Here is a 13,252-nt window from a genome sequence, read left to right on the forward strand (position 1 = left end):
TCGAGACAGTTCGAGATTAGACGTCTGCGGGTAAACGCGGTGCAAAAATTGGGGTGTGCGTTAGAAAAAAACCGCGAAAAAAAAAAAGGCGAGTCGTATGACTCGCCCTCCCTGAACGGCACAGTTCGGCTTCGATTACCTATACATACCTGGCCGCTGCGTGCCGAAACCGATCACGTGTTATTGCGTTTTTGTCGTGTCGGTCTTTGCGCCGTCGGCTTTTACCGGGGCATTGCTGGCCTCTTTCGCGCCCTCCGTTTTAGTCTTGGCGGCGCTCGTTTCAGCCGCGGCCTTCTTCGTGGTCTTGTGGGCTTTTGCCGTGTGATGGGCGGACGTCTTCTTCACGTGCGCTGTGGTCGCGGCTTTGGCCGGCGCCTTCGTTGCTGCGGCGCCGTCGTCCGTGGCGCCCGTTTGAACGGCGGTGCTCGCCTTCAGGTTCGCCTGGCCGGCGGGTTGCGTTTGCGCGGGCTGCGCGGCGGACGGTGCGGCCGTTTGAGCGAAAGCGGTCGACACGAGCAGAGCGGAAGCGAGAGCGGCGAAAAGCGTCTTCATGGTTTAACTCCTGGTTTTAACCGGTTGATTCTTGTGTCGCGGCTGAAATGTTTCAGCGCTGCCGGTTTAACGTTGACGGGAAGACAGGAGTTGACGTCGCTCTGGTGACAAAACGTAACCGCTGAAACATATTGGGGATGCCGAAGCAGTTTCGGCCCTCCGGGTTGCGCCGCGGCTCCAAGTTGGAAACTCGCTTGTTCGCACCCAAGGCGCTATCTATATTGTGATATAGGAGTTTTTACCGGCGGAATATCATCTGCCTCCCCGTCAACCGGGCGGCCTGACTTCTCATCTAACTTGGGCGATACACCAGATGAACCCGTCACTCAAACTCGCGCAGCGGCGCTCGCAGGATCCGGCATTTCTGCAAGGCTACTTCTCTGGCGTCGGCCTGGACATGGGTGCCGGGCGCGATTCCGATTTCGGCTACGCGGATCTTTTTCCTCGCATCGAACAACTGATCGCATGGAACGTGGATGAACGTGACGTTATCTATATGGACGACGCGCCAGCCGATGTATTTGATTTCGTTCATTCAGATTGCCTCGGGCGTTTCGCCAATCCTCAGCAAGTGCTCGCCAGGTGGCTCGAACTTATCAAGCCCGGCGGTTATTTGATTTTGACGTTGCCGACCGATTCTCGCGGCGAGGAAATAATCTCGCCCACCCTGACGGACGTCGATCATGAACGCACCTTCAGCCTGCATCGGCCTGACCTGGCAATTGCGGGTTCCGCGAATGCGCTCGACCTGGTGAACGATGCTTCGGCTGTTTCATCGTGCGAACGCTTTTGCGTTCTCTGCGAGTTCGCCGAGAACCGGCAAGAGGGTTTCGCTGGCAGACAACATCAGGCGGCCGCGTACGCGATAGAAATAGTGCTGCGCAAGCGCGATGTGCCTCGACTCTTCGACCTGGTCACTGCCATGCCGAGTGCGGAAACCGATTCGGCGATGCTGGACCTTTGCCAAGAGACGTTAAGACTGTATCCGTATCGACTCCAGACCTACTTCCACATCAACCTCGAACTGGTGCGCCGGGGTCTTTGCGATCAACTCGAGGAGTTATGGGACGAGAGCGTCCGACGACTCCCGAACGAGCGCTTGCCTCGACTCTTCAATGCACTGATGCTGATTGCTGTCGGCAAACTCACCGAGGGTTTTCGTCGACGTGAGGCGTTGTTCGACGGCTCGGATTGGCGAGGCCGGACTACCGTGGCGCCGCCGGCTTACGCAAACTGGCATGGCGAGTCGCTCGAAGGCAAATCGATCGTTATCTGGAGCGAATTCGGTCTGGGCGACGAGATTTTCTTTTTTCGGTTTGCGCGGATTTTTCGCGAACGCTACGGGGCGGTGCGGGTGACGGTGGTATGTCAGGCGCCGCTCGTCGACCTGTTCAGGGCCTCGGGCGAGGCCGCGGCGATCTGCTCCGTCGAAGACGCGCCGCTACTGCCGTTTCATGACTATTGGGTCTATCCGCATGCGATCCCGGTGTGGGCATCTCTCGACATCGATCATTTGCCGGACGTGGTGCCGTATCTGCGGGCGGGCGTCGCGCACACACCGATGGCCTTGCCGGGCAATCTGCAGGCATTGAAAATCGGCGTGATCTTCAAAGGTGCGCCCACGCACGAGAACGACGCTGCCAGATCGCTGCCGTCGCTCAGCTGTCTCGATCCGCTCTTCGCGCTCGAAGACGTGGAGTTCTACATCATGCAGAAGGGCCAAGGCGAAGACGAAGCCGCCGACTACGCCATGCGCTTGCGCAACGTGCATGATCTCGGACCTGGTCTTCGTTCGTTTGGCGATACGGCAAAACTGATGGACGCGCTGGACCTGGTCATTAGCGTGGACACCTCGGCGGCCAATCTGGCGGGCGCGATGGGTAGGCCGCTGTGGCTGATGTTGCCCATGCTGGGCGACTGGAGATGGCACCTTGAACGGGAAGACAGTCCGTGGTTTCCCTCTGGCCGCCTGTTTCGGGAACAAGGCAGAGGGTGGCCCGAGGTCGTGGAGCGGATTCGTTTGGCTTTGATCGAACTGCGGAACACAAGATGAAGGCCGGCCGCTCGCACGAATAGAATGCATCGCGCCGGTGGCCGGCGCTTTGCGTGACTAATTGAACGGGTTCTGCACGACGCCCGGCTTCGCATCCGGTTCATCCTTGACCTTCGCGGGCAAATTGCTCTGCGCCTGCAAGCTGGCCACGATCGCATCTACAGCTTCTTTCAGTGCCAATGCCGCCTTCAATCCGCGCTGATCCTGCGTCAACTCCAGCGTGCCGTTCAGCACAATGCGCGTCGTGCCGTTACTCACCGTCAACGCATCGCCTTGAATGTTGAGCACGTCGTCGTCATTCGAATAGGGTTTAAACACCTTTCAGTCCTCGCGGTCGCTGATCTTTGAGGTTCTCCGGAATGCCCGGAAAACGGATGCCCGATGCTGCTTCAAGTTCGTGAATCGTCTTGATGTCGTAACGATTCGTCGAGACGTTGTCCACTACCACGGCGAACGCCATCTTTCGCGAAGGCACGTAGACCGCCTTGAACAACTGCGTCGGCACGAATACGCCCGTCGGTCCGATAGTCTGCAACTGCTGGCCGTTGAAGATCGGCCCGGTGACCACATAGGTATCGTCGTACGACACTGCGATTTTGCGCACCGACGTTTCAATGCGCGCCCACAGGCGCTGATTGTTCTCGCGGTTTTGGGGCACGACGTTGGCCAGCGAGAACGATTGTGCCATCGCTTCCTGATTCCAGCGATTGCCCGCCGGACTCATGTGACCGCGGTCGAATCCGCTGCGTTTGTAGTCCGCGAGCGTGGCGCCCTCACCGTCCGGCAGGCGCGCGTCTTCGAAGAACTTGTTGGTGCGCACCATGTCTTTGGCGGCCTCGATATGATCGCGCGTCAGATGCTCGGCGGACCACAGCGGACCGTGCGTGATGCCCGAATGCAGAACCGCGAAATCGCTATAACAAAGCATGCGCGTTTTCGACGCCATCTTCTGATTGCTCAGAACCGGCCATTGCGCATTCGATGTGAATTGAGTGCAGGAAGGCGCTGCGCTGGCGTGAGCGGCAACGACAAACAACAGATAGGCAAACCACTTCTTCATGTGTCGGTCAGTCGAGGGATCGGGGGCGCAAGTATAGCCTTGCGAGCCCGTCCCGCGCGACGTGAAATGCAGGGAAACACCGGAGGGGAAAACGGATTCGCGCGTTGAGCGCTGTCATGAAAACGATGCCGCCGCATGGCGCGCACGGCAACGTCCCACATCTTGCCGCACCAAAAAAAACGGGCCGCCTTGCAGCGACCCTAATGCGTGGACTTCCGACTCTACTCACGCAAACTTAAGGCGACCTTAAATGCGCGAGCGACGAAATCGCAATCAGGGAATCAAAAACGCGGCGTACGAACGCACGGACAAAATGACCCATGCGCTAGCGGAGCGCCGCCCGCGCACGGAAATTTAGACCGATAAAAACGAGTGCTAAAACCTAATTGTCGAACACGCTGTGTTCGGCGCGGACCTGTTGGCGGTCCACTGCTTGCAAGCGCCAGAAACCGCTGGCCTGCGCGCGCGTCGGCAGGGCGGTCCATGCCGCGGCGCCTTGCGCGGCGCTCACGCGCTGCTTGCGGTCCACGTGCAATCCGCGCAGCGTGCACAGCGGCGCATCCGTGCTGGGCGCACAGAGAGTCGTCACGCCGTTATCGTCGCGCAGTTCGCCCCACGGGGGCAGATCGATCCCTTGGTGTGCTTCTCTCGACCACCGGTGCTCGTCGATGTCGAGCCATAGCACAGCGTAATCATGGCTGACGGTGGGATCGGAACCGTTGATGAGGATGGTCAGTCGCATGGCGGGTTCCGTACAAATTGCGAAGTTGTGCTTTAACAGTCTATGCCGCAACGGGCGTTATGCAAGACAAACCGCATGACGATCAGGTACGAAAAAAAGGACGCACGCTGCGCACGGTTGTACGATAGCCGCGTCCTGTTAACGTTCGCGGAGGCACGCCATGCTTCATCGATTTTTGCAATGCACAGTGATGGCGGCATGCCTGAGCGCGGCGGCGATCGTCAACGCCGCCGCGGCGGACAGTGCACCGTTCGCGGCGCCGGCGCCGGTTGTGTATGTCGCCGACTTCGATCTGGACGTCGCGAACGTGACACCGGACAGCGGACCAGGCCAACGCGTGCGCCGCCTGCGCGGTTTGCTGCCGAGCGGACCCGGACCGATGGGCGAGGACAAGAATCCGCAGGATCATGCGAAACATATCGTGGACGAAATGGCGGAAGCGCTAACGGACGATCTGAAAAAGGCGGGCGTCGACGCGCGCCGCAGTGCGCCGGGTCAACCGTTGCCGACTGTCGGTTGGCAAGTGCGCGGCGTGTTCTTGAGTGTCGACGACGGCAATCGCCTCAGGCGTGCCATGGTCGGATTCGGCGCCGGCCAGAACGACATTCAGGTGGCGGTGTCGTGCGACAACCTGGGTACGCCTGATTTGCCGCCGCTGTATCAGGCCGTCGACGAAGCCGACAGCAAAGGCATGCCGGGCGCGGCCATCAAACTGAATCCGTACGTGATCGCCGCCAAGTTCGTGATGGCGAGCGGCGACGAGAAGAAGACGATCAAGAAGACGGCTCAACAGATCGCCGATGCGGTCGTTGCGAAACTGCATGGCGCTGCGCAGTCGAAGCCGCAATAGTTCGAGTTGAAATGCCTGAGGCCGCGCGCGCCGCAGGCGTTCAACTTTCGAACGTTCAAGCGTTCAAGCCAGATCCAGCGTGCCTGTCAAATCTCCCAGCGGCGCGAGTCCGCTGCTTGCGAATGCCCGATCGCGTGCCACCACGCCATCGAGCGGCGTGAGCCCATGCACGCGGCTGATCAGTCGAAGGATCGAGTTGGTGTCGTATACCGTGTGATCGACGTAGCCCTTCTTCGCCAGCGGCGAAATCACCAGCGCGGGAATCCGCGAGCCCGGGCCCCAGCGATCGCCCTTCGGCGGCGACACGTGATCCCACCAGCCGCCGTTCTCGTCGACGGTGACCACCACGACCGTGTTTGCCCATTGCGGCCCGCGTTGAATATGCTCGATCACCGTCGCGATGTGACGGTCGCCCGATGCGACATCCGCGTAACCCGCGTGCATGTTCAGATCGCCTTGCGGCTTGTAGAACGCGACCGTCGGTAAGCGTCCTGCATCGATATCCGCGATCAGATGGTTGGTCGACGCGTCGTTGCCGAGGCCGCCGTCGCGCAGATACTTGCGCCGCGCCACCGTGCCCGGCGCGTAATTCGCGAAGTAGTTGAACGGCTGATGGTGATACTGGAAGTCGGGCACCGCGCCGGTATCCTGATGCTCCAACGCGTACTGCCACGCGCCGCTGTACCAGGCCCAGTCGACACCCTTGTCGGTCAGCCGGTCGCCGATCGTCGCGTAATTCTGCGGCGGCAGCACGCGCGGATTCGACAGGTCCGCGAAGGCCGGATTGCCGCCTTCGGCCGGCCGCACGTTGCTCGGCTGATAGGGCGGCGCCATCGTGTTGACGGCGTAGCCGTCGGCGGTGAACGCGCCGTCGTTGACGAATTTCGGCGGACCGTCGAGCGCGGAGGCGGGCGAGTCTTCCGCCTGCTTCAGCCGCGTGCCGGTGGGATCGTCGCCGTCGACCACGGACACCATCTTCTTCGCCGGGCTGTTCTGGATGTCCGGATAGAACGGCGCCTGCGCCGAGATCAGGAAGATGTGGTTCAGCCACGAGCCGCCGAAAGCCGCCATGAAAAAGTTGTCGCACAGCGTGTACTGCTGCGCGAGATTCCACAGACGCAGCGTGTCGGCGGAATTGCGGTAGTGTCCCATCACCAGACCGCCGGAATCGCCCCACGCGGCGAACTGGTTGTTGCGGCCGGCGTTGATCTGCATCTGGTTCTGATAGAAGCGATGCACGAGGTCGCGCGTGATCACGCCGGTCGGCAGCGGCGCGCCCTGCGCGTCGGCGATATGGAACGGGCGGTTGTGCAGATTGACGATATCCTTCTGGCCGATCATGTAGCGCTTGCCATCCACTTCCTGGGCTTGCGGCACGAGGCCGCCCCAGATGGCCGGCAAGCGCGGCAGCGGCGTCTTGCCGTCGCGGTCGAGTTGCAGATAACGTTCTGCGCTCACGGCGTCGAGCGGATGCTGAACGCCGGGGAAGTTGCCGTACAGGTTTGCGAAGCTGCGGTTCTCCGCGTAGATCACGACGATGTGCTTGACCTGATCGTGAAGCGCGGCGTCCAGACGCAGGTCGGCGGCGCTGCGCTGCGCGCCGGTGCTCGACATGCTTTGGTCGGTTTTGCAGCCCGTCAGCGCCAGTCCGATACCGACTGCTGCCAGGCCGGTAAGGACTCGGCGGCGGTCGGGGTCGTCGGGGTTGTCATCGGCGTTCGGCGGCAGGCTGGAGTCGTTGTCGGTCATCGGGAAGCTCCGAAAGGGCTGTGACGGACGCAGGCGCGCTGCTCGGGGCGGCGTGCGCGCGGCACCGGTTGCGGATTCGAGGTGGCCGGACGGTTCCGGCTAGGGGAGTCTACGCTTCACGCGCCAACTATTGTGTGTCGCGTCGACGGCAAGCAGAAGCCAATGCCGCGTGTCGACGGGGTGACGCTTTTGCGTGGCATAGCGGTCGACCATCAGTTCGAGTTCGTCGAGCGCGCGGCGGTGGCAGGTGGCATTGGCACCGGAACCATCCGCGAATTCGACGACGGCGGCCGCCGCCCTGGCCGGTTCGGGCAAGTGCGCGGTGCGCACCGCACAGCCCGGATAAAGGTGCGAGTCGGCAACCTGAATCTGAATGGAATCGGACATGAGCGTGGCCTCCCGACGCTTGAGCGGTCCATTGCGCGGCAGCGAGGCCTCGCGCAATGGACCGCTTCAAAAGCATAGCACCGCGTGAAATGGTGGCAGTGCAGCAATTGGCATGGTTAACCGCGGCGCGCCACGCGCTATCATGCTGATCTGACCTTGATGAACAGTAGAAACGGCAGCCAAGATGGCAAAAGAAGAGCAAACAGGAGCGGGACGCAAGCAAGCGAAGCCACGCGGTGCGGCAGCGTCGATTTCGCACGACGACGCGTTGCCGCGGGCCCGGGCAAGCGACGCCGACACCCAGGAGTCCACCGACGAAGAGAGCGCCGGCGGATCGACTTATCTCGTGCCGGGCCTCGAGCGTGGCCTGCGCATTCTGGCGGAATTCAGCGCGCGCGAGCCGGTGCTCGGCGCGCCCGAATTGTCCAAGCGCATCGGCATTCCGCGCACCACGACGTTCCGTTTATTGCAGACGCTTGAAGCGCTCGGCTTTCTCGAGCGCGTGAACGGCGACCGCTATTTCCGCCTGAGCGTCGCGGTGCTGAGGCTCGGTTTCGAATATCTGAGTTCGCTCGAATTGACCGATGTCGGCACGCCGATTCTCGAACGCCTGCGCGACGCCACGGGTCTGAGCACGCATCTGCTGATCCGCGATCAGCGCGACGTGGTGTTCGTCGCCAAGGCGCAAACCCATGCGCCCATGTTCAGCTCGGTGAAGGTCCATGTCGGCACGCGCTTGCCGGCGCATGCGACGGTGCATGGTCAGGTGTTGATGGGCGACTTGAGCTTCGAGGAATTGCGGCAGTTGTATCCCGAACCGCAACTCGAACGTTTCACCGAACGCACGCCCGCCACGGTTGAAGAACTATACGAACGAGTGCGCGAAAGCGCGGCGCTCGGTTATGCGCTGAGCGAAGCGTCGTTCGAGCGCGGTATTTCTGTGGTGAGCGCGCCCGTGCGCGACCAGAGCGGCAAGATCGCGGCGGCGTTGACCGTCACGATTCCGCGTTCGGATATCGGCGAAACCGAAGAGCGCGAGCCGCTTATCGTCGCGGTTTGCCAGGCGGCGCTCGAACTGTCCGAGCGACTCAGCTACCGGCCGCGTCCGGACGATCCGACGGCGATTCAGGCGCGCCGCAAGCAGGTAGCGGCGGGCTGATTCCGCTCTACTGCAGCTTTCACTCAGCGCTAGTCTGGCTGCGTTCGCAGCCGGACTAGCCGCATCAGATCACAACCCTATCAGTCCCAGCAGAACGTCAGAACGAGTGATGGATGCCAGTCAGAATGATCGTCTGGTTCCGTCCACTCGACACACCCGCCGTAAAGAAGGCCGCATCCGTATTCGAACCGGCACGCTCGTACAGAGCGTTCACATACAACTGCGTCGACTTTGACAACGCGTAAATGTCGCCGATTTCGAACTGCGTCCAGCGATGCCCCGCCAGCGTCGTCGTCGCGGCGCCGCCGGCCACGGTGTTAAACGGCGTGAACTGGTAATTTGCGCCGACGTCGTAGCTCTGATACGTGTCCGAGTGGCCGCCCGACTCCAGTTTCACGCGCGTGTACAGACCGTGCACGAGCAGCTTGCCGAACTGGTATGACGCGCCCGCCCCCATGTTCTCGACCTTGTCCGCGGTGTAATTGGCTGCAGCCACGCCTTGGAAGTTGGTGATGCCCGTCGTGACGATCGACGGCGTGCGATTGTGCTCGTTCGCATACGTCGCGCCGGCCTTGAACGGACCGTTGGCATAGCTAAGCGCAAAGCTCAGCGTCTTGCCGGTCGAAAAATTAGTCGTGTTGCCGAGACCCATCATCGCGCCGACCTGGAAGCCGCTGAAACTCGCCGAGCGGAATTTCACCGAATTGTCGAACGGCACCACGCCGGTGTCGGCGAGTTCGTCGATATTGCCCGGGTGGAACGCGTACCAACTTGCAGCCAGATAAGCCGTGCTCAGCGGACCCAGCACATCGAAGCTGAACGGCGTCTGATGACCGAGGGTCAACGTGCCGATCGTGTCCGAGCTCAGACCGACGAACGCCTGGCGATTGAACAGCACGCCCGCTTTAGCGAACGCGCCGGTGTTCGTATAAAAGCCGTTCTCCAACTGGAAAATCGTCTTCAGGCCGCCGCCCAGATCTTCCACGCCCTTCAGGCCCCAGCGGTCAGGCTGCATGTTGCCCTGTTCTTCCATCCACTTCGAATGCCCGCCGACATTGCTGATATACGCGACACCGGCATCCAGACTGCCGTATAGCGTCACACTGCTCTGCGCCCATGCGCCTGTCGTTGCGCAGATTGCCGTCAAGCCGGCTGCAATGATGTGCTTCACCGTTGGTTCTCCTGATCACACGACGGGTAGCTCTCGCCGGATTCGTCGTCCCTGATCCTTGCTTTGGGTTGGATGCAGTTCTGCGCGTTTACGCCGAAACTGCTACGCTTTATGTTCCATATATGGGCGTTTGTATCGCCTATGGAAAATTATAGTGAGTCTGTGGGTGGTCAAAATAAATTTTCGGACCCCGTACAAACCCGCATAAGGGCTGGCAGGATACGACTGAAAATTTGGCTCGAACCTTGCGCGACAAGGCTCACAGAGCATCGCAGCGGTTCACGCTCGATCCGGCGACGTTGTCTTTCGAGCGCCACGCTCGGTGTTTTCCCCTACCGGCCGAGATTTTTATTTTCCCCGGCCAAACCCGCTCCTATAATTATCCATACACGAACTGATGTTCCTTGTATGGAACATAGAGCTTCAGGAGAAGGCGAGAAATGACTGAACAATGGCGCTGCGCCGGCCATGCCGGCGACCTGTCCGATGACACGCCGCTCGAGTTCAAACTCGACGGCGCCGAGATCGGCATCTACAAGGTGGGCGAAGCGCTGTACGCGCTGGAAAACGTCTGCCCCCATGCGTACGCATTGCTGACGCAGGGCTTTGTCGACGGCGACACCGTCGAGTGCCCGTTGCACGAAGCCGTGTTCCATATCCCGACCGGCAAATGCTTGAAAGAGCCCGGTGGCCGCGACCTGAAGGTGTACTCGGTGCGCCTCGCCGGTGAAGAAATCCAGATCAAGGTGGAATGACATGCGAGAGCACATCGTGAACTTCAACCCTTTCCTGAAGCCGTGGCTCGCGCCGCAGCCGAACAACGTCGCGGGCAAGGGCGTGATCGAAAAGCCGGGCGAGACCGAGAACTTCATCTGGCAGACGCGCAAGGCCGAGCCGACGCAGTACGAGAACGACTTCGGCGATGCGCTCGAAAAAGTCTTCGAAGCGGGCGCGATCGAGTTGCAGGAAGTGGTCGACGGTCTGAACCGCGTCGGCTTCCGCACCCCGGAAGGCGGCACGTGGAACGCCGACCGCCTCGCCGCCGAATTCCGCCGGCTCGCCGAATAGGCGCGCTTCCCGAACACGTTTATCGCATTCGTACCCGGAGTCTCTTCATGACGTCCCCCAATACAACGCAAGGCGCCGATCCGATCCAGTCCTATCTGGACAAGGGCCTGCGCAACTACTGGTATCCCGTTGCACCGAGCTGGCAAGTCGGCGACGCGCCGGTCGGCATCACGCGTCTCGGTGACCAGATCGTGCTGTGGCGTGACAAGGAAGGCAAAGTCCGCGCGCTCGAAGACCGCTGCCCCCACCGCGGCGCGCGTCTGTCGCTCGGCTGGAATCTTGGCGGCAGCGTCGCGTGCTGGTATCACGGCATTGAAATCGACGGCAGCGGCGAAGTCGTCAAAGTGCCCGCCGTGTCGAACTGTCCGCTGGAAGGTCAGAAGTGCGTGAAGTCGTATCCGGTCGAAGAACATGCCGGCGCGATCTTCCTGTGGTTCGGCGACGAAGCGCATAAGGAACCCACGCCGCTCGTGCTGCCGGAAGAGTTGGTCGGCGAGGAATACGCGAGCTTCCTGTGTATGTCGCACTGGAAATGCAATTACCAGTATGCGATCGACAACGTGATGGACCCCATGCACGGCGCCTATCTGCATGCGACGTCGCACTCGATGGCCGAAGGCGACAAGCAGGCCGACATGCGTGTACGCAAGACCGAAACCGGCCTGATGTTCGAAAAGGTCGGCCAGCGCGACGTGAATTTCGACTGGGTGGAACTCGGCGAGACCGGCACGCTGTGGATGCGCCTGGCCATTCCCTACAAGAAGAAGTTCGGCCCGGGCGGCAACTTCGGAATCATCGGCTTCGCAACGCCGGTGGACGGCGACAACTGCCAGGTTTACTTTTGGCGCACTCGCAAAGTGTCGGGCTGGCAGCGCGACGCATGGCGCTTCCTGTATCGCAATCGCCTGGAAGGTCTGCATTGGGCCGTGCTGGAGCAAGACCGCTACGTGCTGGAGAGCATGGCGCCGAACGCGCGCGCTCATGAATTCCTGTATCAGCACGACGTCGGCATGACGCGTGTGCGCCGCATGTTGCGTCAGCGCGCGCAGCAGGACTTTGCCGCGCTGGAAGCGCATCGCGCTGAAGCGGCAAAAGCAGGCATCGCGCAACCGGCGGAAGCAGGCCACAGCCATGCATAACGACGCGTCCGCAGCGCTCAACGGCCGGCGCGTCCTCGTGACGGGCGGAGCGCGTGGTCTCGGCGCGGCGTTCGTCCGCTCGCTCGTGCAAGCCGGTGCGCACGTCGTGTTCGGCGACGTATTGCACGACGAAGGCCGCGCGCTTGCGGCATCGCTCGTCGAGCAAGGACATGCAGTCACCTACGTGCCGCTCGATCTCGCCGACCCCGCCAGCATCAAGCAATTCGCGGAGCAAGCTGCGGCGCAACTCGGCGGTCTCGACGCATTGATCAACAACGCGGCCATCACCAACTCCGGCGGCAAGTTCGCCGACGAGTTGTCTGTCGACACGTGGGACGCCGTGATGAACGTCAACGTGCGCGGCACCTGGCTGATGAGCACCGCCGCGCTGCCGTATCTGCGCGACTCGGGCCGCGGCAGCATCGTCAACATTGCCTCGGATACGGCGATGTGGGGCGCGCCGAAGCTGCTCGCCTATGTCGCCAGCAAAGGCGCGGTGATCTCGATGACCCGCTCGCTGGCGCGTGAATTCGGCGCTCACAACGTAACCGTCAATGCAATCGCGCCGGGGCTGACCGAAGTCGAAGCAACCGCATACGTGCCCGCCGACCGTCACGAGTATTACCTCCAAGGCCGCGCGCTGACGCGCGCACAAGTGCCCGACGACGTCACCGGGCCGGTGCTGTTCCTGTTATCCGATGCCGCTCGCTTCGTGACCGGCCAACTGCTGCCGGTCAACGGCGGCTTCGTGATGAATTGATTTTGTCGAATCGAAAGGAGAAAGAGATGGCGGACGCCGATATCGAACGCAAATCGTGGGACCAACCCGCGGACGCGAGCTTTGCCCAATGGCTGGACAGCCGCGTCGCGCGCCTGGAAACGCGTCGCTACGATTGGGACGCGCTGAAGTTTCAGGCCGACTACGACCCGAAGTACCGCCGCGCGCAAATGCGCTACGTCGGCACCGGCGGCACAGGTGTCGCGAAAGACATGAACACGGTGCCCGCGGGCGGCTTCACGTTTTCGACGATGGTGATTCCGGCCGGCAACATCGGCCCGAGCCATATTCATATGGATGTCGAAGAAATTTTTTTCGTGCTGCGCGGCAAGATGAAAGTGGTCTGCGAGAAAGACGGCGAGACGTGGGAAGCCGTGTTGGGCGAACGCGATCTGATCTCGGTGCCGCCGGGTGTGTATCGCACGGAAATCAACGTCGGGGAAGAAGACGCTTTGATGTGCGTGATGCTCGGTTCGCCGAAGCCCATTACGCCGACGTATCCGCCGGATTCGCCATTGGCCAAGCTCAAGCGCTAAGCCTTCAG

The 13,252-nt window shown here is 61.4% G+C and carries 15 protein-coding genes; 8 read left to right on the forward strand and 7 right to left on the reverse strand.

From position 1 onward, the window contains the following. Positions 1 to 180: 180 nt before the first annotated feature. A complete protein-coding gene (locus B0G80_RS38090) occupies positions 181 to 552 on the reverse strand; it encodes a hypothetical protein (protein WP_116122798.1) in 372 nt (123 codons plus the stop codon). Between the two features lie 313 nt (positions 553 to 865). On the opposite strand from B0G80_RS38090, the gene B0G80_RS38095 reads away from it, so the two are divergent. Further along, complete coding sequence (locus B0G80_RS38095) at positions 866 to 2,605, forward strand: methyltransferase type 11 (RefSeq protein ID WP_116122799.1); 1,740 nt, start codon at positions 866 to 868, stop codon at positions 2,603 to 2,605. Between the two features lie 57 nt (positions 2,606 to 2,662). Here the strand turns inward: B0G80_RS38095 and B0G80_RS38100 are convergent, their stop codons facing one another. The 3 genes from B0G80_RS38100 to B0G80_RS38110 form a co-directional block, all read right to left on the reverse strand. Beyond that, the gene (locus B0G80_RS38100) at positions 2,663 to 2,923 is read right to left on the reverse strand and encodes a hypothetical protein (RefSeq protein ID WP_012428833.1); all 261 of its coding nucleotides are present in this window, start codon (positions 2,921 to 2,923) and stop codon (positions 2,663 to 2,665) included. Beyond that, entirely contained in the window at positions 2,916 to 3,665 is a 750-nt protein-coding gene (locus tag B0G80_RS38105; protein WP_116122800.1) for a DNA/RNA non-specific endonuclease, read from the reverse strand. Before B0G80_RS38105 ends, B0G80_RS38100 begins: the two co-directional genes overlap by 8 nt. A gap of 382 nt (positions 3,666 to 4,047) precedes the next feature. Further along, positions 4,048 to 4,407, reverse strand: a complete 360-nt coding sequence (locus tag B0G80_RS38110) for a DUF3564 domain-containing protein (protein WP_106286447.1) — start codon at positions 4,405 to 4,407, stop codon at positions 4,048 to 4,050. Between the two features lie 160 nt (positions 4,408 to 4,567). Here B0G80_RS38110 and B0G80_RS38115 point away from each other — a divergent pair, with 160 nt between their 5' ends. Beyond that, entirely contained in the window at positions 4,568 to 5,257 is a 690-nt protein-coding gene (locus B0G80_RS38115) for a DUF4410 domain-containing protein (RefSeq protein ID WP_116122801.1), read from the forward strand. A gap of 63 nt (positions 5,258 to 5,320) precedes the next feature. Here the strand turns inward: B0G80_RS38115 and B0G80_RS38120 are convergent, their stop codons facing one another. Together B0G80_RS38120 and B0G80_RS38125 are read right to left on the reverse strand one after the other, a co-directional pair. Continuing rightward, positions 5,321 to 7,006 (reverse strand): acid phosphatase, encoded by a 1,686-nt coding sequence (locus B0G80_RS38120; protein ID WP_116122802.1) that lies wholly within the window; start codon positions 7,004 to 7,006, stop codon positions 5,321 to 5,323. 99 nt (positions 7,007 to 7,105) lie between these two features. After that, positions 7,106 to 7,393 carry a hypothetical protein gene (locus B0G80_RS38125; RefSeq protein WP_116123884.1) on the reverse strand — a complete coding sequence of 96 codons (288 nt, stop codon included), beginning with the start codon at positions 7,391 to 7,393 and terminating at the stop codon, positions 7,106 to 7,108. Between the two features lie 184 nt (positions 7,394 to 7,577). Between B0G80_RS38125 and B0G80_RS38130 the strand changes: the two genes are divergently transcribed. Continuing rightward, a complete protein-coding gene (locus tag B0G80_RS38130) occupies positions 7,578 to 8,552 on the forward strand; it encodes an IclR family transcriptional regulator (protein WP_116122803.1) in 975 nt (324 codons plus the stop codon). Between the two features lie 97 nt (positions 8,553 to 8,649). Here B0G80_RS38130 and B0G80_RS38135 read toward each other — a convergent pair whose 3' ends face one another. After that, positions 8,650 to 9,723, reverse strand: coding sequence for a porin (locus B0G80_RS38135; RefSeq protein WP_116122804.1), 1,074 nt, complete (start codon positions 9,721 to 9,723; stop codon positions 8,650 to 8,652). A 440-nt stretch (positions 9,724 to 10,163) separates the two neighbouring features. Here B0G80_RS38135 and B0G80_RS38140 point away from each other — a divergent pair, with 440 nt between their 5' ends. Genes B0G80_RS38140 through B0G80_RS38160 form a run of 5 tightly spaced genes read left to right on the forward strand, consistent with a single transcriptional unit; the run spans position 10,164 to position 13,244 of the window. Continuing rightward, positions 10,164 to 10,478 carry a non-heme iron oxygenase ferredoxin subunit gene (locus B0G80_RS38140; RefSeq protein ID WP_116122805.1) on the forward strand — a complete coding sequence of 105 codons (315 nt, stop codon included), beginning with the start codon at positions 10,164 to 10,166 and terminating at the stop codon, positions 10,476 to 10,478. 1 nt (position 10,479) lies between these two features. Further along, complete coding sequence (locus B0G80_RS38145; RefSeq protein WP_116122806.1) at positions 10,480 to 10,791, forward strand: recombinase-like helix-turn-helix domain-containing protein; 312 nt, start codon at positions 10,480 to 10,482, stop codon at positions 10,789 to 10,791. A 47-nt stretch (positions 10,792 to 10,838) separates the two neighbouring features. Continuing rightward, a complete protein-coding gene (locus B0G80_RS38150; protein ID WP_116122807.1) occupies positions 10,839 to 11,930 on the forward strand; it encodes an aromatic ring-hydroxylating dioxygenase subunit alpha in 1,092 nt (363 codons plus the stop codon). After that, a complete protein-coding gene (locus B0G80_RS38155) occupies positions 11,923 to 12,690 on the forward strand; it encodes an SDR family oxidoreductase (protein WP_116122808.1) in 768 nt (255 codons plus the stop codon). The genes B0G80_RS38150 and B0G80_RS38155 overlap by 8 nt, the downstream gene beginning before the upstream one ends. 26 nt (positions 12,691 to 12,716) lie before the next feature. After that, complete coding sequence (locus tag B0G80_RS38160) at positions 12,717 to 13,244, forward strand: cupin domain-containing protein (RefSeq protein ID WP_116122809.1); 528 nt, start codon at positions 12,717 to 12,719, stop codon at positions 13,242 to 13,244. The last annotated feature ends 8 nt before the right edge of the window (positions 13,245 to 13,252 follow it).

This window comes from Paraburkholderia sp. BL6669N2, assembly GCF_003387275.1.
Taxonomy (GTDB): domain Bacteria; phylum Pseudomonadota; class Gammaproteobacteria; order Burkholderiales; family Burkholderiaceae; genus Paraburkholderia.